A 20,957-nucleotide genomic window follows, 5' to 3' on the forward strand; every position below is an offset into this window, starting at 1 on the left:
TAACTTGCCCTTTCGTTTCGTGAATTAAAGTAATGGCACGTCTTATATATCATCCAAGATGAGATAGTCTTAATCCAAAAAAACTGATACCCAAAAGGATATCAGTTTTTTTATCTGCTTTATATCTGCTGTAAATACGGTTAATTCTCTTTGTTACTTCTTACACGTACATGGCCAGCAACAAGTTATAGATCATCGTCGCAGCTTCCGCTCGGGTCGTTTCACTTCCTGCACGAACCGTATGGTCCGTATATCCACTCACAATCTTGGCCTGCACCGCTGCATCCAGTGCTTCTTGTGCCCAAGATGGCGTCTGCGATGCATCAGTGAAACTTGGTTTAACGGATGTATTACCAGACATTCCGGCTTGTGCATCTGAACTTACTTTCAGCGCATTCGCCATCATGACTGCCATCTCGGCACGAGTAATCGTACGATCGGGCTTAAATGTGTTATCACCGTAGCCTTTCACAATTCCGGCTTGTACGGCTGCGGCAATATCACCTTTGGCCCAGTCTGGCAGACTACCTTGATCTGCAAATGTCAGATCCGACTCCACGGACTTCAATGCCAGCGCCTTACTGAGCAACGTAACAAACTCTGCCCGTGTGATCTTCTTCGATGGTTGGAACGTACCATCTGTGTAACCTTGAATCACGTTCATGCCCAACAAACGATCTGCGTAGTCGGAAGCCCAGTGTCCATTCAGGTCAGACAGATTCACCGGTGTGTAACTGGACACAACGAATGTACCCAGATGATTAACATTGGCCGTTATGCTTCCTGCTGCATCCATCTTGCCACCGATAAATACCCAGCTCTGACGAGCTTCATTATAATAGTAGATTGCAGGTTGAGTGCCTTTCGGCAGATCTGCCGAATCCACATTCAAGCTCAATGCCGCCTGCTCATTCAACGTTCTTCCGCCACTGCGGCTGATCTGTACAGCTTGTCCAAGTACATTCAGGGAAGCTGTATTCTGCAACTTGTCCTTGGTAACCACAGACACTTGCAGCGTATCCTTGGAACCAATGGCTCCCGATGGAACATTGAATTGCACGATGTCTTTCAAACCCAATTGGACCGGCTGATTCGCTTCCACCTCTACCTTCACTTCAGTGGATGAATCTGACCCCGTTTCCGGATTGGTTGGTGTAGTTGGAACGGTAGGCGTTGTTGGCACACTTGGTGTGTTTCCTCCAGAATTCCCACCAGAGTTGCTTCCAGTACCTCCACCTGAACCCCCGCCACCATTGCCTGAGCGGGCTTGTACAGTCACGGTACGGATAACTTCCTGTGCCGCACTACCAGCGATATCCTTCACGTTATACCGAAGGGTGTAGATCCCTGCTGCTTGTGTGTTCACCGTGCCATCCACCTGCACGGAACCACGGATGCTGACATTATCAGAAGCCTGTGCTCCAGGCTCGTTGTACATATCTCCCACGTTCAGCGTCATCTGGCTGCTACCTTGCAGGGTGATGACGGGAATCTCACGGTCTATTTTAATGACCAGAGGTAAAGTATACGTTTGTTCCAGATCGTCTGTTGCTCGGAATAAAAGGTTGTGCTCTCCCGGCTCCGTTACCTCCAAAGGTGTATTCTCTGTATAAAGTTCATACGTCTGCCCTCCATCACGGGACAACTCGATGATCGCGGAAGTAGCAGGCGCGTATACTGCGCTGGTTACACTAACCGTTACAGACTGGTTCGTCCATGTATCCGTGTGATACGGCTGGTTGTCAGCGGTAGTCATGTTGCTTTTTAACACCAGCGCCTGATTATTCTTGCCTTCCACAATGACAGTGAACGTTTTGGGTTGTGACTCCGTGCCACGTTGCACGGTTGCCGTCAGTTCCAGTCGCTCATTATTGTCCGGTTGCGTTAGCAGCTTGCCCTCGTTATTCATTAGTTCCGGGTTGGAGCTGGACCAGCTAATGGTTGCCCCATGCTTCCCTTCAACAGGAAGGGTAAGATCGGAATGGACCGCGTTCAGATCGCCCAGATCGATTGCTTGAAGCGTATCGGTTACCGCCTGTACATCACTGTAAGGTGTGGCACTCACGAAGATTGGGTTAGAGTAGAACCACAGATCGCGATAGTTGCTATCGTTAATTTGATTAAAACGGGTCGTTGCATCAGCTGTCGTATTTTTCGGATCAAGCTGTGGTTCACCATTTACAGTCTCACCGGTCACGTTCATGCCCAGATTCGTACCGCGCAGGCGGAAATACTTGTCCTGATCTGTGGCTTTGATCTTGTACGTGATGACATTATAGCCTTCGGCATCTGTCGTCCAATCGTTGGATGTGAAGGTAGCCAGTACTTTAGTAGAATCGTTGGTGTCTTTGGTATATGCGGCTGTACCCTTCTGGGCCTTGGCTGTCACATCCCCAGCGATGAGATCGACGTGATCCACCACGGGTACTTGTCCAGCGGACGTGCCGCTGTTGATTGGATTTTCATAGTTGTTGCTCGTCGTTGGACTCTTGAAGCGGATCTTCAGCTCAACTTCATCGCCTTGAGTCACATTAAGGTCTCCGCCCATCTCAACCTGAGCACCCGCTCCGGAAGCCGTGAAATCCAGTGCGTTGATCAGGTCACCAAATACGGAAAATGATTTCCCCGAACGCAGTCCATCCAGAACAGCCTGCATACCTGTACCCTCAACCCAGGAATACGTCTTGGCATATTCGCCCGGAAAATAACCACTGGAATTCGTGCCAATCGTCTTGAAGTGGTAATCCGAATTACCATAGTTCCAGAAGTGACGTCCTTCTCCAAGCAATGCATCCCATAGCCCACCAACCTTGGCGACCATATAGTCTACACCGCCGTATGTACGGTATTTGTATCCATCATCAGAAGTCGGATTAGCTACATTGTAACTTGTGTTGTACCCTCCACGATCCGGTTCCATCTGGTTACCCAGCATGCCCTCGATACCAAATACCACTTGTGGAGCCAGATCGTTGAAATCACGGAAGTCCGCGATGGTATATTTGTTTTTGCCGCGTGAAGGATGGTTGATCATCGCATAACTTGTCATTGGATAGTTCGTAGCGAGCCAATTGATGGCGGTTAAGGCATCCTGATGGGTCGTGTAGGCACGCCCTCCGTTCTGATCCCATTTTGTTACGTCAGCCGCATTAAACAAATTCGCTGCACGATTCGTGAAACGGTATTCGAATTCCTTGGCAGCGTTCAGCGCTTCGGTTGAGTTCGGCTCATCTGTAAGAATCCCCACCCCAACGTGTTCATGTGTTGGCATGTCCCATTCGAAACCGGAAAAGATCGTTTTACCTGCGTATTTGCCCGCATCCTGAAGTGCCTTGATCTGTGGTACCTGATATTCATTCATCCCTTGGGACATGGGTATTGGTCCACCCGAAATGTCGTTCCCGTTGTGATCTCGCTTGGATAACCGCAAATGATCCGTAAGCGCGATCCAATCCAGCCCATATTTGGTTAAACCCGCATCGAGCACGTTCTCCAGTGAAACCTGTGCATCATCGGACTCAAACGTATGTACATGCAAATCTCCGGTTTGCCAAGAACCTGTTACCGAGCTGTTGGTTGGTGTGTTATCTCCCGCATCTGCATACGTTATCGCAGCAGGGAAAGCTCCCATGACCATCCCTGTAGCCAAAGGTATAAGTGTAAGCATAGCGAGCATTTTCTTGCCTTTATTATTGAACAAAATCATCCCACCACCCGTTCTGAGTTGTTGTGTCGGAAGTAAATATAAGAGGCTTTCGGGGGCAGGGTCAACGGCCTGGAAGCATGTATTTAAAATTTTACATATACCTGCATTCTTTCATATTCCGTTAAAGGTTACTCAATCTTTTTCTAACAGAGCCATGCTCTGCCCTGCTCTATTTTGAGATAGTGAATCTAGGAAAAACGCAGCAAATAGGAGGTGATACAAAATTCAGAGATTGTTCACGATTCAGGAAAGTTCCACCACTGCTGTGGATCATTAGGAGGAGATCTCGTGTGGAGAAATGATGAAACCGAGTACATAGTAGGTTTTGTAAAAAGATCAGGGTTACGTATACGCTGAGTATAGAAAAAAGCACCCACGAATCATAGGCATGATATGCCCAGAAGCCGCAGGTACTTTGAGTTGAGCGGGATTTTGTTTTAGCCTTTACATCTTTACTTTTGTAAACTGGGGACGAGTTGTTTGTGAAATCCGACCTATCTCCACTTTATATTTAAACTGGAAAAATACGATACATAAACCGATAATGTTGAAGATGGCTAATAACGCAAAGATCATTATTTATTGAAGGAGTTGCACAATTTTGAAAAGATTCTATCAAAGTTTTGGATTAACAATCATCGTTATCATTGTACTATTATCAAGCTCTTCTACAACTGAAGCAGCATCGAAGAAAGTAAACTTAAAATTGTCAGATGGAGCGACGTACTATGGTGAAATTTTAAACGGGAAACCTCATGGTAAAGGAACCGCAAGATGGGGAGAAACCGAAGTTTACTCTGGAGATTGGGTGAGTGGTAAGCGGCAAGGAAAAGGCAAATATACATATACATTAGTTGAAGGTGGAGGTGTCCCCTTTGAGGATTACAATGAATCTAATATGGGCCATGGAACAGGTGAATTCACTAAAAAAACCTACACCGGATCATGGATTAATGATACATATCATGGTAAAGGAAAAGAAATTACGCAATGGTTAGAAGTACAGTATCTTACTTCTGATGGTAAGGTTTACCCTGTACATGACCGTTACAACAACACCATTAACGATGGAACATTCAATCAGGGCAAGATGTCTCAGGGATATTACGCAATCCACTCTTCAGATACTGTCTCACTAGGATATACTGATCATACAATTACGATTGCTCTCAAAAATGATTATTTCAACGAAAAGTTAACCGGGGACAAGGACTTTTTTGACACGATTATCAATTATAAAAAGGAACACGGTTCTTCTGAAAAATATATTGGGATTAAACCATCCGAATTCTCCAAAGGTACATTAACTAATGGCAAATTCACGGGGGTTACACATCTGATCGATTATAGTAATTCAGTTAGTTATTCTAAACAAGTCATAATGAACGATAACGTATTAAAAGAGAATCATATAACATCTGCCGTCTTTGATGAGGATCGCAAGAAAACCATTAATGAATTCCTGCAAGCTATTAAGCCCTATTCAGTCAAAATCAATACCATCTCTGACGAGATTATGTCATTAAAAGACATTAACTATGAGGGAATGATCCCTAGGTAGTGGAGGTCACAAAATGAGGAAAAAGCGTTGGATTGTGAGCATAGTCATTTTGATTATCATACTTTTCGTGAGCGAGTTCGTGATGTTGTACTCAGGGAAGGTTGGAATTCTCAACACAACGCAGAGAGTTATTTCAGGTGCACCTCATGTTATCATTCAAGGGCAGACACTGTCTTACCAAGGTAAGATTCATTGGGATGATATCCAAAGTAGTATCGAAGCATATTCCGTAAGCGATGAAGGAACGGTCTTGTATAAAGCAAAAGGCACCCCTGTACCACCACCTTGGATATATGTGAGAAAAGAAAAGAATGAGGGTTTCCGTTATAAGGTGCCTCGGCTCCCTTGGAAACTATAAATTCATTAGGCTACATCGCGAGCCGGGCTCGTTTTGGAATGGCAAGTACCTACGAAGTTCCAAGACTATCTTGTCCTTGGTTCGCAGGTACTTGCAAGTAATTAATGCTTCATCAATCAGGAGACATAGTTAACGTGAACACACTCTCCCAAGGCGTTTTTATAATATCATTTTGCCTCGTGTCTACTTTCAAGCCATTCGACCAAGACCCCCATGCGCTTCCATTACTAAATACAGGATCCGAAGTTAATGGAACATCTACATACATCGCATAGCTACCTATAGTCTTCTTGTCTTTGGGAGCAGTAATGAGTTGTACAACACGATCCTTACGAAGCTTCAAATCATTTGGTGCATTGGCTTGCACTATCTCATATTGAATATAGGTGCGCATATACAATAGCCCATTACGATATGTCACCATACTTGGTTCAGGCCGAACATCTCCCTGAATAATCACTTTCTTGTTTTTTATCCATTTCACATACGCTTCCATCTGAAGCTGTCTGGCTGTCTTATCACCCATCTTGCTGGTAGAACCGCCAACATGGCTTTCTAATGCTTCTGCCCAATTCATATTGATGGTACGGTAATCTGTATTCAGCAAGAGTTCATAGTACTTTGAAACATGATTGGCGTATCGGCCAAAGTCATCACTGGTTAACTCAATAGGAATCCCAACGGCTTTTGACCGATAGAGCTGTGCTGCATTCAAAGATAAACCTTTGGAAGAATTCGCCTTAGGAAATTCTTTCTCATAATACTGATTAGGGACACCGGCGAGAACATATGGATATTTTGACGCTTTAGCAGGTAAAGCTTTCGTTCTAATCAGTTTACCGTAGTCATCCAGATTATCCTTTTGTGTAAAATCAGCAGTATATATCCCATATGATCTATCGAATGAGTAGTAATTAGATGTTAGATTAAATGCTTCAGAAAGCACCTTCAGCGGGACATAGACTTCCCCATTTCGGAACTGCGCTGAGGTATTCGAAGAAAAGACATTTCCCTTGCCATCAACCATACTACTTTTGGTCACAGATAGCGAATGGGTAGAATCGTTCATGTTTAATTTGCCGTTGGATATGGAAGCAGACCATTTTGCTTGTTTGGCAAAAGCTAAAGACGGGATCAAAACTTCCTGTTTAACCGTTAAAAGTGGTTTATTCGACGTAAAATAGAGATTTTTACCATTTAAATTCAAATGAATGCTCTGATCCCAAATATGGAGTGTTGGCCACTCGAATGGAACCTGGACAGGGATTGGTGAATTCTTCTTTTTATTAGCAAGTTCCATACCAAGGCCACCACTATGATTAAATCCCCAAGCCCATACACTCAGATCCTTTTTTTGAACAACCATGTGTCCACTATCTGCTTCACTTAACAAACGTACATTTTTGAGAATAATCTTGGGGATCGTGACTTGATTCGCTGTACCATCTCCTAACGTACCTGTACGATTGTCCCCCCAACCATACATGTTTCCAGCTTCATCCAAAGCAAACCGCGCATCAGATGAATTCGAGATGTCCACAATTTTGGGTAGCTGCTGTATTTGTACAGCAGAGTCCCCGCTCTTGGTCCATACAGTGCCATCTTCTTTAAGGAATACAGATCCATACTGATCTACCTTTTTGACATCCATTATTGTTATGTATTGTCTTGCTACAGAAGTTCCAGGCATAACATGCCATACCGTACCGTCTTGTCGAATGAAATACGACCCGAAGATATCTTTAACCTGATCTAGTCCAGGGATAAGCGTGGGTAACGATGGTTCAGAATATGAATTTTTCCAGGCCAGAACCTGCCCATCTTTTCGTAATGCATAGATATAATTTTGAGTAGCCTCCACTTGCACAATCTTCTCATCTTCACTGAAGTAAGTTTTATCTCCTGAATACACCTCAGTATACTCTGTTAATTCCCCTACTCCCCTTCCTTTCCATACCGTTCCATCCTGGGTTACCACAATAGCCACTCCGTACACTACAGAAACGTCTACAATTTGATTAATTCCTTGTAATATGGATTGTGTATAATTCATCTTGTTGCCTTCGTCACTACCAAAACCACCCCATGAGATCAAAATCCCTTCTTCCGTCAGTACCTGTGTACCTGAGTAAGAAGTTATTTTTTGGAGTTTTGGAACTTCATTAGCAGAGGTTGCTGCACGGGTGAACGATGGTGCTGTTGTGAGAAGAATTAAAACTAAGACTAACCAAACCTTTAAAAACTTTTTCATTATATCCTCCTTATATGTACTAAATTACTAATAATGCAAGTCTAGCAGTCCTAGGTATTTTTTACTATCCATAAATTTCTGTCACCCCTACAAAAGTAACAAAAAGTCATTCAGCACACATATGAATGGCTTGTGCACTGATAACAGAAGTTGTTAACACTAACCGTTTTATTTCACATATAATTTGCCTTGTATGTCGCGATCTATTACGTTTCTAATGAAAGAAATGATATGTAAGCGGAAAGCTTGGAATTATTAGAGGGTTGTCACTGTTTTCATATCAACACATTCATATGATTAAATACATCAATGCCCCATACACGATGTATGGGGCATTGATGTATGCCTAATTGTTTTCCTCACACATTATACTGTGGCAAACACCTGATCAAACCCAGCCTTCGACTTGGCAAATAGTTCATTCCTACCAAGATTCGATGCCGGGGCCAGTACTTCCTGAGCCACCACGCCATTGTAGCCAATCGCCTGCAGATTTCTCAGAAATCCACCCAGATCAATGACCCCTTCGCCGGGATACAAACGCTCATAATCCAGTAATTCTTCCACAGGCAGATCATAGGCATCATTGATATGTACATGAACAACCTGTTCTTTCTTCAACTTCAACAGATCTTCCATCGGTAAACCATTCGTATGCCAGTGATAGGAATCCACCAATAAACCTACGTTAGGCGCATGAATCGTCTCGATCCAGTCCAGCGTATCTTCCACACGCCAGATAAACGGATTCTTCCATTGCGTCCGCAAATGGTGGCATCCCACAAACTCCAGACCCAACTTAATCCCGTAAGCGTCCAAGATATCTGCGCAGAGTCTCAATCGTTTCGTAGCCGCGGCCATAAATTGCGCTGCCGGTTGATCCGTTGAGGGTAAAATATACGTGCAGCAGCTGTAACAGTCCAGCGAAGCAGAAGCTTCTGCCATAGCGACCAACGATTGCAATCCCTCACGGAATTGTTCATCTGTCGTCCGCCACTCTACTGTCAGGCCCGATGAACCGATGATCACCTGATTGCTTTCCAGCAGATGTTGCGCCCGTTCTTTGCCATACGTCTCAATCAATGAGAGCGGATTCAAATCTACAGATCCGAATCCGTGCTTGGCCGCATCTGTGATATATTGTTCATCAGACTCGATGTTGCCCAGTCCCGCATTCGTTAACCCTCTAATCATCCCAATCTCCTCCTGTGACTCGTCTGGAATTACAGATTGTGTATCATTTTCTTTATCATTTTATAATAGCAGTACTCTCCGAAAAAGAAACCATCAAAAAAGAGCCGCAACAACGTTATATTAACGTCATTACCGCTCTATCTTATCTATCTTACACTCTCTAACGTATACCGGTTACGCGGGATCTTAAGACCCAGATTCTCCCGTAGCGTCTCATGTTCATACTCCGTACGGAACAGCCCTCGTTCTTGCAGAACCGGGACAACTAGATCCACGAAATCTTCCAAGCCATTGGGTACCACGGTACGAACATTGAATCCGTCTGCCGCTTCGCCTTCAAACCATTCCTGAATCCGATCTGCGATCTGATCCGGTGTACCAATGAACGATGTACGTGGAGTGGATGCCAGCAATGCCACTTGGCGCAGGGTTAGCCCTTGTTCTCGTGCCTGCTGCTTGATCTTGTCTGTTGTACTGCGGAAGCTGTTGCTGCCAATCTCCCCAATCTTGGGGAAAGGTTCGTCCAGCGCGTGCTGGGAGAAGTCATAATGATCGAAGTACCGGCCCAGATAATTCAAAGCCTGATCAATACTCACCAGTTCGGCAATTTCCTGATATTTCTGCTCCGCCTCTTCCACTGTTCTACCCACAATCGGGCCGATGCCCGGGAAGATCAGGATATCCGCTGCCTGACGTCCATATACCACTGCTCTTGCTTTCACATCCCGGTAGAACTCCCTTGCTTCCTCCAACGTCTCATGTCCTGTGTACACGGCATCTGCCGATCGGGCAGCCAGATCTTTACCAGATTCGGATGAGCCCGCCTGGAAAATCACCGGATGCCCTTGCTTCGAACGCCCCACATTAAGCGGACCCTGTACCGAGAAGTGCGCTCCCTTGTGATTCAGCGTATGCAGCTTGGCAGGATCGAAGAATACGCCCTGCTCCTTGTCTCCAACAAAGGCATCGTCCTCCCAGGAATCCCAAAGGCCTTTGACCACATTCAGATGTTCTTCCGCAATTTCGTAGCGCAGCGCATGGTTCGGATGTTCGCCTTTGCCAAAGTTCAGTGCCGAACCTTCCAGAGGTGAAGTAACCACATTCCATCCGGCTCTCCCACCGCTTAATTGATCCAATGAGGCAAATTGCCGCGCAACCGTGAAGGGTTCACTATAGGAAGTAGACAATGTAGCAACCAGCCCGATGTGGGAAGTTGCCCCGGCGAGTGCGGATAGAAGCGTCAGAGGTTCGAAGCGATTGAGAAAATGAGGATTGGACTTCTCGTTGATGAAGAGGCCATCTGCAATAAAGAGCAGATCAAACTTGCCTTTTTCCGCGATACGCACCTGCTTCTTGTAGAACTCCAGACTAACGCTCGCGTTAATGGGAATATCCGGGTGACGCCAAAAGGAAATGCTGTTACCCACTCCGTTCAGATTAGCTCCCAACTTCAATTGTCGTTGCGACATATATATTCCTCCCTATGTTGTGATGATGACACTGCCCAAGCTGCTCCAAGCAATACAATTCCTGTGAAGAGAAAAATAAACGGAATGCCGATCCATCCACCGAGCAAACCACCGATTAACGGTCCAAGCACAATACCGAACTGACTCGCCGTCTGACTCAGACTGACAGCCCTCCCACGAAAATCGTGATCAGCATATTTGATGATCAGCGCATTAAGCGCCGGATAAACCGCGGCAAAGAACAAACCATAAACAAATCGCAAGCTGCCAAAATAAATCAGATTATTTGCTGTCATTTGCAGCAGACTGCCAATTCCGCCGCCAATCAGACCGATAAACAGGGTTTTCTCGTACCCGATCCTTCCACCAATCTTGCCCCAGCGCGGCCCCATAATGACGGTTGCCACACCAATCGCCGAGAAGACAATACCTGCACTAAGTGTTGCACTGCCAACATCTCCGCCAATCTGGACGACATAGAGCGTCAGCACCGGTTCGATGATGAGCACGGAGGTCGAGACTAGGAGAATCAAACCGTAGATTCGCATCAAACCCGGCGTGGAAGCCGCTCTTTTCAAATCCCCTATGATCCTTGTTGGAACTATCGTACGAGCTTGTCGTGACTCCTTAACACCGAGGACCATCAGTGCCGCGAGTAATGTAATGACAGCGGATGCAATGAAACATCCCCGCAGTCCGATCCAATGACTCAATACACCACCGGCAAGAGGACCAAGAATCCCACCCGCAGCGCTGGCCGTGGAGATTACGCCAAGTGCATAACCCACCTGTTTCTCCGGAGTATTGGTACCGATCAGTGTAATCGAGGCGGGATGAAAACCAGCCATGAGTCCCTGCAAGACTCTCACCGCGATAAACGTATATGGATCGTACACAAAGAAGTTAGCCAGATGTGCAATGCCTAGCCCTACACCAGAACGGACCAGCATCAGTTTGCTGCCATATTTATCAGCCAGTGATCCCCAGAAGGGTGCGCATAATCCACTGATCAGAAAGCTGATTGAGATCGAAATACCGGACCAAGCTTCCAGGCCGCTCTGGATACCGAGATCATTTTGCAGGAATATAGGAAAGAACGGAACGGACAACGAGTACGCCATATGATTGAAAAACAGGCCGAACCACAGAATATACAGATTTCTCTTCCATTGTGGCATCTTGGCATTCTCCATACTACATAATTCCTATATAAAAAGTAGGTTATTATCCATATTAGGGTAACGTTATCGGAAAGTATAATAGAAAAGTTCAATAGACCCATTCAAGAATTAAATGAATGGGTCTATCTTATCGGCGATACATCGTATTAGTTATTGTCCTAACTGTGATTGATACTCGTGTTCGAATACATGTTTCATAATAGCCAATTCCATATTTTTCAATTCAATGATTTTATCAAGCATTACATCATACTTTTTGTATACACCCTGCTCCATGATGAATTGATTCATATACATGACCAGATTACGGAGTTTTAAAGCTTCGCTAACCAGCTCTTCTAACCTTATTTTTATCGAAGGATCGGGGAGAAAGTCAAGTATGGCTTGAGCAAGCAGTTGTTTATGTTCGTAGAGCAGGTGAAAAGGATGTATAGCAAACGGCTGATTTTGCCTCCCTTCCTTCTGCATACCCAGCATATCAATCATCTTATCGTATATTTCACTTCCAAGATAACGGTGATCCTTTCTCAGAATACTGCGAACTTGATTAGTCTCTCCTACGTATTCTTTCAAAATATTCATTAGATCCTCTTTGGAAAACTGTAGAACCGTTTCATAATAATATTCACTGGGTTCCTTATACTCATCTGTCTTTTCAATAGCCCATATTCCGTTTAGGTAATCCGTAGACCATTCAGCATCAAAATTCGAATCTTGAATAACAGTGATCTCATCATAGGGAAGCCATTTCTCACCGTAGAATCCATCCCAAAAATCATGGCACAGAAACTCTTTACGATCCGAATCAAATCCAGAGATGAATACCTCATGTTTACCCCCGCCAGGAATATTTCTCAGGAAATAAATATAATTATTCTTTTGAATTAGTTCCACTATAAAATCTTGCAGTTCCCACTGTTTTAAAATCATATCTCTATCGTACACCCTTGTAATCAACATAGGGCATGTCGACATTTTGAATTTGTGCCAAGGATAATATTGTGAACAGACGTCCAATCCATAGCCCCCTTCATCATTGTGACTCAGGATGACCAATAGAAAATTATGATAAATCCAGCTACGTGAACGCTTGTCCAAATCTAGCATCGAAAAGAGACTCGCATGATGTGGGTAGGTAGTCATTAACGGCTCGTTCATTTGCAATTTTTTAATCATGACTGATCTCCAATCCTGAGCAATTTATTAAGTTATGCTTCTCCAGTTCATGAATGGCTTCCAGCTTGCTTGTGAATTTTCTCCACTGATTATGTGTCATATTCTCCCGATATACCGCCTTCGCCAGCACGTTACGTAACTCACTCCAATGATCCTGTATTGCCTGAGCAGCAGAAACAAGATCGGTATGTTGTTCGTATAACCGTTGCATACGATAGGTTTCGACCTTTTTGGCATTCACAATGTCTACAATGGATTGTAGAACAAGTTCAGCATAGACCATATCAGGTGAATCTTCTTCATTGAACTGATACGTCTTCTGTATGAAGGACAGAAGATGACTCATTTCCTGATTAATCTCCTCTGGTGTAACGCGCACATGATCAATAAACATGTCACGCAGTTCTCCCAGCATGATGTTGTTTCTTTTGTGTGAGACCGTTTCACAAGCTGAAAATGCGTAGAACGTGGGTACTTCTTCTTCCTCCATGAAAAGCCGTACGAATCCTTCATAAGCTTGTACAATATCATTCATAGGCATTTCCATCGGTTGATACGTGAGATTGTCCCGGTGATCATGTTCTATTACATGGAACACTTGCCGCTGGAGATCATACCCATAGATTAATAAGGAATGAGGCCAGTGGGTACGTAAATACATGTCTTTGCGCAAGGACTCGTAATAACAGTCCACTCGGATAATTACTGGGCGGTTCAAATTAACCGCCTCCATAATATCTTTTCGTACATCCTCGCTGTAGGTCTTCGTTTCATAAGTTAGCCCCATACGTTCAATTAGCTGGGCATCTGATAATACAGCTTGATACTCTAATCGGAGTATGCCCTGATGTTCATCGAATCTATAGTGCATTCGGTCGTTGATCATCACAGGCAGTACACCAATCGAATAGAATTTCAATACGGGAAAGAGTGAATTATAGAAACAGTTTTTGTAGAAAACATCATTAAACGGCTCTATTCCTGCGATGATAACTATTGGCCTATGGGAATGATGTAACATAAGATGATCCGCTTCCGCTGTTGCCCCGACTTCTTCGGTAAATTGCTCCATTGCACCATCTGTCTCTGACATATCCTGCTCTTCAAGAAGTATCTCTTTTTCAGAGTTATGCTCATCCGCTTCATACCCCTTGTTTCGAAGCACTTCAGCCAGTGATGCAATAGTCTCATGCCTCATCACTTCATCAGCAGTCAGAGGAATACTCTGCCTCTCCATATCGGCCTCAAGTTTGATGACATTCAGTGAATGCCCCCCAATTTCGAAGAAGCGGGCATGAACGTCAATCTCTTTCAATTGCAATAGATCCGACCACAATTCGGCGAGCACCTGCTCTAATGCATTGCGTGGAAGTGTAATATCTGTCCCTTCTCCCCGTAAGAGCAAAGGATTTGGAAGAGCCTTTCGGTCCAATTTCCCATTGGCCGTATATGGCATTTGATCCAACATGGTGTATTTGGAGGGCAGCATATATTCAGGCAACTCTGTCAGCAAAAAAGATCGCAATTGCTCCTGATTGATACTTTGGCTCTCCGTTACTGTGTAATAGGCACATAACAGGGACTGCCCATCCTGATCGGACTGAACTGTGACCGCAGCAGCCGTGATAGCCGGGTACTGGAGCAACCTGTTCTCGATCTCCCCGAGTTCGATCCGATAACCACGTATTTTCACTTGAAAATCGGAACGACCCAGATACTCCAGATCTCCATTAGCATTGAGACGTGCGAGATCTCCCGTTTTATACATATAAGCGCCTTCATGAAAAGGATCTTTTACAAACCTCTCGGCCGTAAGCTCAGGTCTGTTCCAATAACCTCTGGCTACTCCATCTCCTGCGATGCATAACTCTCCCGTTGCTCCGATTGGCATATGCCGATGCCGCTTATCCAGAATATAAATACGGGTATTGGCAATTGGATGACCAATCGAAATTGTCGTGGTAGGCGAAAGTTCCTTAATGCTCGACCATATTGTTGTTTCTGTGGGACCATACATATTGTAGATTCGGGCAGAGGTCATCCCCGCGACCTCCTCATACAAGGCATACGGTAGAGCTTCCCCTCCAATCATCAATGTTTGAATTACGCTCCACACCGGTGAATTGACTGTAAGCCCAATCTGAAGCATTCGCAGACGAGAAGGAGTTATTTGTATTAATTCAATGTTGTGAGTAACAATTAGATGCGCAATACGGCTTGGACTTAACTGATCCTCCTCTACCGCCATTATCAGTGTTAACCCATTAGCGAGTGCCCCAAGCGTTTCCAGTACAAAGATATCAAAGGAGAATGTTGTGAGGGCGAGAATTCGTTTGCCAGGTTCAAAAGGAATGCTGCGGGATACACCTTCCACAAAGTTTCTTAGTGTCAGATGTTCAATCATGACCCCTTTTGGCCTGCCTGTAGATCCGGAAGTATATATCAAATAAGCCAACTGCTCCGACGAAACAACCGGCAGAGAGATATGTTGTTCATCCCATTCTTCCATGCGAGAAATATCGATTATTTGGCCTGTGTATATGAGTGAGCCGATCAGATCGGGCTTCGTTAGCACAATCGCAGCCTGGCTATCCTCCAGCATGAACTGCAACCGATTATTTGCATATGCTGGGTCCATTGGCATGTAAGCAGCCCCCGCCTTAAGTACACCCAGCATAGCCAAGAGCATGTCTTCCGATCGGGTTAACAGAATTCCTACAACGGCACCTGATCTTACTCCCTGAGCTAACAGGTATTTCGCAAGCTGATCTGATTTGCAATCCAAGCTTTGATAGGTAAGGATATTATCTCCGCAGATCACTGCGGGAATATCCGGCTGTTGTGCAGACCAAGACTGAATCATCTGGATGATTGAACGAGCTTCAGGAAAACGTATCTCCGTATCATTCAGATGTTGAATAACCAGGTCTTCCTTGCGCGAGAGCATCTTTATATGATGTAATCCCTCATCTGGATGGGCTGTACACATCGAGAGCACACGCATCACATGGTCTACAATCTGTTCAATGCTTTCTCGAGAATATAATCCGGCATTGTAATTCATGCGTAACGCCAGCCCTACTTTAGACATTTGAAGTGAAAACACCATATCTGCTAGGGAGCCTGTTTCTTGTAGATTCTCCTGCAAATTGTCCATTCGAACTACAGTGGCCACCCTTGGCAAGTCTGTCCCTTCATGACCAAGCAATTCAAGAATTTTCTCCAGCGAAAGATGGTTAAACTTTCTGGCTGCACCCACAAGGGTCCTGAGCTGAAGAACGAGTTCCTTAAAAGAACACTCTTCACCAAAATTGATGCGAATAGCACGTAGTTGACTTGAATTTGCTGCACCAGACGAAGCGGGAATACCTACTGTTATATCGTCATTGTCCAGATAACGGTGTAACACGTATGTGACACCTGCGAGAAGAAGAATAAATGCCCCAGCTTCGGTATTCCCGGAGATACGAAAGATTTGTTCTGAAACAGGTTGAGGAAATGCAAGTTGCATCTCCTCAAACACTTGCTCACCCCATGTTCCCCTCGTTTTTTCACTAGGGAACATGCTAAATTGAAGGTCCCCCGAGAGATGGTTTAGCCAATATTGCTTCTCCTCTTCGAACTTTCGGCTCGATAATAGCAAATTTTGCATGAATGCACCTGGCTCTGCTGACAATTAGCACGCCTCCCATTCTCTTTGGGATCAAAAATAATCAGATTAGGTTGAGACCTTTTTTCTTTGCCATCTTTTCTACCTTGCGCAGCATAACGATTGAGATGATTGTATACGAAATGGCAAAAAAGATGAGGATGCACCATTCCATCCAGATCGGTGCAAGGGGTACCCAATCTGTTTTGAAACTGTAATAACGCACCATATCATACCCCCAGGTATAAGGCAGGAGATATGCGATCCAACGAACGACTGCCGGAAACTGGTCCACTGGGAAATAAGCACCTGCTACAAATTCAAACATGATAAACAAAATACCCACAATGGATGACACCTGGCGGTACAGAATCCCCAGTAGTGCAATCATGACGCCAAGCGCCATTAATGCAACGATGACCACAAGACAGGTGACTAGAATCATCATGGATTCAGCAAAGTTGAGACCTGCGTACAGAACAAGCAGGATATACATCGGTATGAACACAATGACATTCATTAATGCACTGGCTACAACCGTCCCTACATAATACGCGTAACGAGAGATTGGATTGCAGTACAGATACTCCAAAGTGCCGTTATGGAGATCATTCGTCACGGCACCGAGCGGTGCGTTTAACGCTACTCCGTAGAACAGCCATACAAGTATTGCACCCAGGTAAAAGATAAACAGGTTATCTCCTTGAAGTACATTCTCTCCCTCGTATACAACAAACGTGGACATCAGCAGGAAAAAGAGTACTCGTAGACCCAACTGTAGGAAGTTACCGAAGAAGTTTGGCAGATACCTTACAGCAATCTGCAATTCCTTCACGGTTGTTGCCCACACGACGGTGAAAAATCCGGTAGGTTTACCTATGGCTTGTAGCTTTAGCGTTTCCTGACCTGTCCCGGTTTTAGCGTATTCGATACTCACTGTTCTCTGCCTCCTGCCAATGTGTACTCTAAATTCTCATCAGACTTCACATAGAGCTGAACAAACAAATCTTCAAGTGTTAGTTGTCTATGCTGAATGGTCGTATGGATATTGCCTTCTTTTAATTCACTAATAACCGCGCCCATCCCGTCGTACAGGTTCGTGATTCCGAAGGAAACAGTGTCTTCCTCCTCACGAATAATAGTGGAAGTTACCTCCGGCAGAGCAGTGATTCGCTCCTGAATGGAAGGGGGCAAGTCTGCTCTGGGAATGTCGATGAATTCGACTGCGCCCAGATTGGATTTTAGTTCGGCAATTGTACCTGTTTTAAGGAGCGTTCCTTTGCGCATCAGGGACACCCGGTCCGTCATGTCCTCTACCTCAGTCAGAATGTGAGAGGTCAGAATAATGGATTTCCCCTCATCCCGCACATAACTTTTAATGAACTCGCGTACACGTCTGGAGATCACGGGGTCCAGTCCCTTGGTCGGTTCATCCAGATATATCACTTCAGGATCATGCAGCAGGGCTCGCATAATGACAACGGTTTGCTTTTGGCCTCCCGATAATTGCATAAATTGCTTGTTCAGATGTTCCGAGAAATCCAGATACGTACTTAATTTGTCGATCTGGTTTGAAATCTCTTGTTTGCTAAGTCCGGTAAGTCTTCCAAAGAATATCAAGTTCTCTCGAACAGTTAATCTCGCATAAGCAGAGCGTTCAGTATCTTGACCCACGTATCCGATTAGTCTCCTGATGATGTTCGCATCGGTATCCAAATCGTAGCCGCCGATATTGACAATTCCGGAGTCCTTGGTCAACAGAGTCGCCAAGACTTTAATAAAAGTTGTTTTACCTGAACCGTTGGTCCCCAGAATTGTGTGGATCTCACCCTTGCGAAGCTCAAAGGACATGTTATCTAACGCTAGGTGTTTACCATAGGACTTAGTGACGTTCTCAGCGGATAGCACTCTCACTTGTTCTCCCCCTTTATGTATTGCCTGTATTGCTGAATACATGGGAGGGCGAATACGCTATTGCAGCGCATTTCGCCCCTAATGTAATCACTTTACGCCGACAGCTTCGTGTACCAGATACTCCGCCAGTTCGTAGTAATGTCCAGTATCATCAATGATATGATTCATCCACTGATTTCTTTCTTTAACAGGTAACTTTTTGGTTTCAAAGATGCCCTTGAGCAGTTCCAACGCTTCTATCATTTGCTCTTTTGAAGGTTTGTCCCCTGCATTTTCAACCTGCTCCTGAATTGCCTGGATTCGTTTGTAACGCTGAACAACACCTTGTTGATACTCTGCTTCATCCCAATTCTGGTTCGGCGTTGCCACTGCAATTGCTAAACATTTAGTTATGACTGTGGGTACTCCTTTTTTCTTCTTGCCATCCGATTGAAACATGCTGATCAATTTTTGACGTTCCGCTTTTTCGCCAAAGCAGAGCGAATTGATATCAGGACAGTTCGTTTTGGTCAATTTATTCAGTACATTTTTGGGTCCCATTTCGATGGCAAGTGTTACACCAAAACGCTCAAGGTATTGAAGAATCCGTGTCCATTGCACAGGTTTGACCATCTGATCTGTCAGCAATCCCGGAATTCGCTCCACATCACCATAAGGTTGACCTGTAACATTGGATAGTACCGGCCATTTGAACATATTGTACGAATACTTTGCCAGTTCTTGGCCGAGCCGCTCTGCATCTTCCGCCATCAGCGAACTATGAATGGGTGCACTGGACATTAGGGGAGTAACCTGACCATCGGCATCCAATACGGCTGCTTCGATCTCCTCCAGTACGTATTGATGACCGGATACGGCAGCTTGTGTTGGCGAATTATAACAGGAGACCACAGCTACACCTTGCTCGCCGCTGTATTGTTCACAGAGTTGCTCCACGATGGATGCGTCAATACCGTCCATAATGGTCATTGATCCTGTGCCCCGATCAATATGAATCTGCATCATCGCACCACGCAATTTGGTGATTCGAACAGCATCGGAAAATGTCATGGCGCCTGAACATACCAACGCCGAATATTCACCCATACTGTGACCTGCACAGAATTGTGGTCGAATTCCCACTTCTTCCATATACACTCTGAAAGCCGCTACATTCGTTGCCAGAAGAGCAGGTTGCATGTTCTCATTCTGATTCAGTTCAGATAGACTTCCTTCAAAACATAGTTTTGCCAGATCCACACCTGCAACGTCACTCGCTTCCTCGTACGTTTGCTTGGCAATGCTATATTGATCATAGAAACTCTTTCCCATACCTACATACTGAGAACCTTGTCCCGGAAACAGCAGTGCTATTTTTTCCATGTCGTAACCTCCATTAATAGGGTTGGTGTATTAATTATTAATAATGTTCAGTTCCACATATGAAGGAATTTTCTGAATATAGCTCATGTCGTGTTCAAAAATGACAAGGTCCTCTTCCTGATGGATTTCTTTGAATCCGCCAAATTTATAGGTCAGATACATCATCCGATTACGATCGGTCATTTTGAATTCAGCCCGTATCTTGACCCCGGCTTCTTTCGCCTGTTCCAGGATATAATTCATGAGAATCGTGCCTACCCCTCGTGACATTACACGGCAAGACATCAGCAGCAGCTTCACGGTCCAGTACTCCTCTTCCATCTCAAGCAAAGCGAGTCCAATTTTTCCATATGCTCCATACTTGTCTTCCAATCCTGTAATGAGAAGTTTGTGATTAGGAGATTGACTGAGTTGTTCCAGATCTTCATAGGAATAGGTATACCCTGTGGTGTTCAGCTGATGAGTCCGCACCGTCAACTCTTCTGCACGCTGCAGATCATCTCCCTTGAGGGGTGAAATCGTGAATGTCATGCCAAGTGAAGCCAGAAAGTCATCTTTGGGACCTGTGAATTCATCTTCCGCCTTATTACGGATCTCATCGCTTTTGTACATTAAACGGCGAAGTTTGGAGTCCTCCGTAATAAATCGGGGATTCATCATCTCCATGTCGGGAATGTCCAGGTACTGGGCAGCATCTATGCATCGAACTTCAGCATGCTCAAACTGTACCTCTTCCAGCTCAAATATCTGATCATCCACAAAAGCAACCGTATTCGCTCCGATATTAATGGAAGTTATGATGGATTGAATGGAGCTCGACTTGGAATTCCAGTGAATCTGGGGGTATAGGAAATATTCATGAATTCCGAATTCTTCAAGCTTCTCCATGGCTGTCTGATGGTCATTTTTACTGGCGATGGATTGCAGAACCCCCCGCTCGTCCAGTGTCCGGATCACATCCATAATTCCCTCTCTCAAGACAACATTCTCATCTTCCAGAAGGACACCTTCCCAGATTGTATTATCCAGATCCCAGACGACCAGCTTCACCTTCTCTTGCTTTTGCTTGTCCATTACCGAACTTACCGATGGATCACCCATACCTGAACCCCTCCTTGGCATATTGTTCCAAACTA

At 44.8% G+C, this 20,957-nt stretch carries 13 protein-coding genes; 2 read left to right on the forward strand and 11 right to left on the reverse strand.

What is annotated here, in order from left to right; translation table 11 throughout:
• Positions 1 to 160: 160 nt before the first annotated feature.
• Complete coding sequence (locus MKY44_RS21195) at positions 161 to 3,700, reverse strand: S-layer homology domain-containing protein (protein WP_341008470.1); 3,540 nt, start codon at positions 3,698 to 3,700, stop codon at positions 161 to 163.
• A gap of 607 nt (positions 3,701 to 4,307) precedes the next feature.
• On the opposite strand from MKY44_RS21195, the gene MKY44_RS21200 reads away from it, so the two are divergent.
• Positions 4,308 to 5,267: a hypothetical protein gene (locus MKY44_RS21200; protein WP_341008472.1), complete on the forward strand. Its 960-nt coding sequence runs from the start codon at positions 4,308 to 4,310 to the stop codon at positions 5,265 to 5,267.
• A 13-nt stretch (positions 5,268 to 5,280) separates the two neighbouring features.
• A complete protein-coding gene (locus tag MKY44_RS21205) occupies positions 5,281 to 5,625 on the forward strand; it encodes a hypothetical protein (RefSeq protein WP_341008474.1) in 345 nt (114 codons plus the stop codon).
• Positions 5,626 to 5,737: 112 nt separating this feature from the next.
• On the opposite strand, the gene MKY44_RS21210 is transcribed toward MKY44_RS21205, so the two are convergent.
• From MKY44_RS21210 to MKY44_RS21255, 10 genes are all read right to left on the reverse strand, one after another.
• On the reverse strand, positions 5,738 to 7,876 hold the full coding sequence (locus MKY44_RS21210) for an RCC1 domain-containing protein (RefSeq protein ID WP_341008475.1): 2,139 nt from the start codon (positions 7,874 to 7,876) through the stop codon (positions 5,738 to 5,740).
• A gap of 366 nt (positions 7,877 to 8,242) precedes the next feature.
• Positions 8,243 to 9,070, reverse strand: coding sequence for a sugar phosphate isomerase/epimerase family protein (locus MKY44_RS21215; protein WP_341008476.1), 828 nt, complete (start codon positions 9,068 to 9,070; stop codon positions 8,243 to 8,245).
• Between the two features lie 146 nt (positions 9,071 to 9,216).
• Positions 9,217 to 10,539, reverse strand: a complete 1,323-nt coding sequence (locus MKY44_RS21220; protein ID WP_341008477.1) for an LLM class flavin-dependent oxidoreductase — start codon at positions 10,537 to 10,539, stop codon at positions 9,217 to 9,219.
• The gene (locus tag MKY44_RS21225) at positions 10,521 to 11,717 is read right to left on the reverse strand and encodes an MFS transporter (RefSeq protein WP_341008479.1); all 1,197 of its coding nucleotides are present in this window, start codon (positions 11,715 to 11,717) and stop codon (positions 10,521 to 10,523) included. The genes MKY44_RS21220 and MKY44_RS21225 overlap by 19 nt, the downstream gene beginning before the upstream one ends.
• Before the next feature lie 153 nt (positions 11,718 to 11,870).
• A complete protein-coding gene (locus tag MKY44_RS21230; RefSeq protein WP_341008480.1) occupies positions 11,871 to 12,896 on the reverse strand; it encodes a hypothetical protein in 1,026 nt (341 codons plus the stop codon).
• Positions 12,889 to 16,572 (reverse strand): amino acid adenylation domain-containing protein, encoded by a 3,684-nt coding sequence (locus tag MKY44_RS21235; protein ID WP_341008481.1) that lies wholly within the window; start codon positions 16,570 to 16,572, stop codon positions 12,889 to 12,891. The genes MKY44_RS21230 and MKY44_RS21235 overlap by 8 nt, the downstream gene beginning before the upstream one ends.
• 37 nt (positions 16,573 to 16,609) lie before the next feature.
• Entirely contained in the window at positions 16,610 to 17,482 is an 873-nt protein-coding gene (locus tag MKY44_RS21240; protein ID WP_047843969.1) for an ABC transporter permease, read from the reverse strand.
• Positions 17,479 to 18,459 (reverse strand): ABC transporter ATP-binding protein, encoded by a 981-nt coding sequence (locus MKY44_RS21245; protein WP_017686951.1) that lies wholly within the window; start codon positions 18,457 to 18,459, stop codon positions 17,479 to 17,481. Before MKY44_RS21245 ends, MKY44_RS21240 begins: the two co-directional genes overlap by 4 nt.
• A gap of 87 nt (positions 18,460 to 18,546) precedes the next feature.
• Entirely contained in the window at positions 18,547 to 19,821 is a 1,275-nt protein-coding gene (fabD, locus tag MKY44_RS21250; RefSeq protein WP_341008482.1) for an ACP S-malonyltransferase, read from the reverse strand.
• 30 nt (positions 19,822 to 19,851) lie between these two features.
• A complete protein-coding gene (locus tag MKY44_RS21255) occupies positions 19,852 to 20,922 on the reverse strand; it encodes an HAD-IIIC family phosphatase (RefSeq protein WP_341008483.1) in 1,071 nt (356 codons plus the stop codon).
• Positions 20,923 to 20,957: the final 35 nt, after the last annotated feature.

Origin of the sequence: Paenibacillus sp. FSL R7-0026 (genome assembly GCF_038004485.1) — a bacterium.
Classification (GTDB): Bacteria; Bacillota; Bacilli; order Paenibacillales; family Paenibacillaceae; genus Paenibacillus; species Paenibacillus xylanexedens_A.

What these genes read in the sequence shown, in the direction of transcription:
- MKY44_RS21205 (WP_341008474.1), top strand. Translation starts at nt 5,281, where the DNA reads ATGAGGAAAAAGCGTTGGATTGTGAGCATAGTCATTTTGATTATCATA.
- MKY44_RS21220 (WP_341008477.1), bottom strand. Translation starts at nt 10,539, where the DNA reads ATGTCGCAACGACAATTGAAGTTGGGAGCTAATCTGAACGGAGTGGGT.
- MKY44_RS21225 (WP_341008479.1), bottom strand. Translation starts at nt 11,717, where the DNA reads ATGCCACAATGGAAGAGAAATCTGTATATTCTGTGGTTCGGCCTGTTT.
- fabD (WP_341008482.1), bottom strand. Translation starts at nt 19,821, where the DNA reads ATGGAAAAAATAGCACTGCTGTTTCCGGGACAAGGTTCTCAGTATGTA.
- MKY44_RS21230 (WP_341008480.1), bottom strand. Translation starts at nt 12,896, where the DNA reads ATGATTAAAAAATTGCAAATGAACGAGCCGTTAATGACTACCTACCCA.
- MKY44_RS21255 (WP_341008483.1), bottom strand. Translation starts at nt 20,922, where the DNA reads ATGGGTGATCCATCGGTAAGTTCGGTAATGGACAAGCAAAAGCAAGAG.
- MKY44_RS21215 (WP_341008476.1), bottom strand. Translation starts at nt 9,070, where the DNA reads ATGATTAGAGGGTTAACGAATGCGGGACTGGGCAACATCGAGTCTGAT.
- MKY44_RS21210 (WP_341008475.1), bottom strand. Translation starts at nt 7,876, where the DNA reads ATGAAAAAGTTTTTAAAGGTTTGGTTAGTCTTAGTTTTAATTCTTCTC.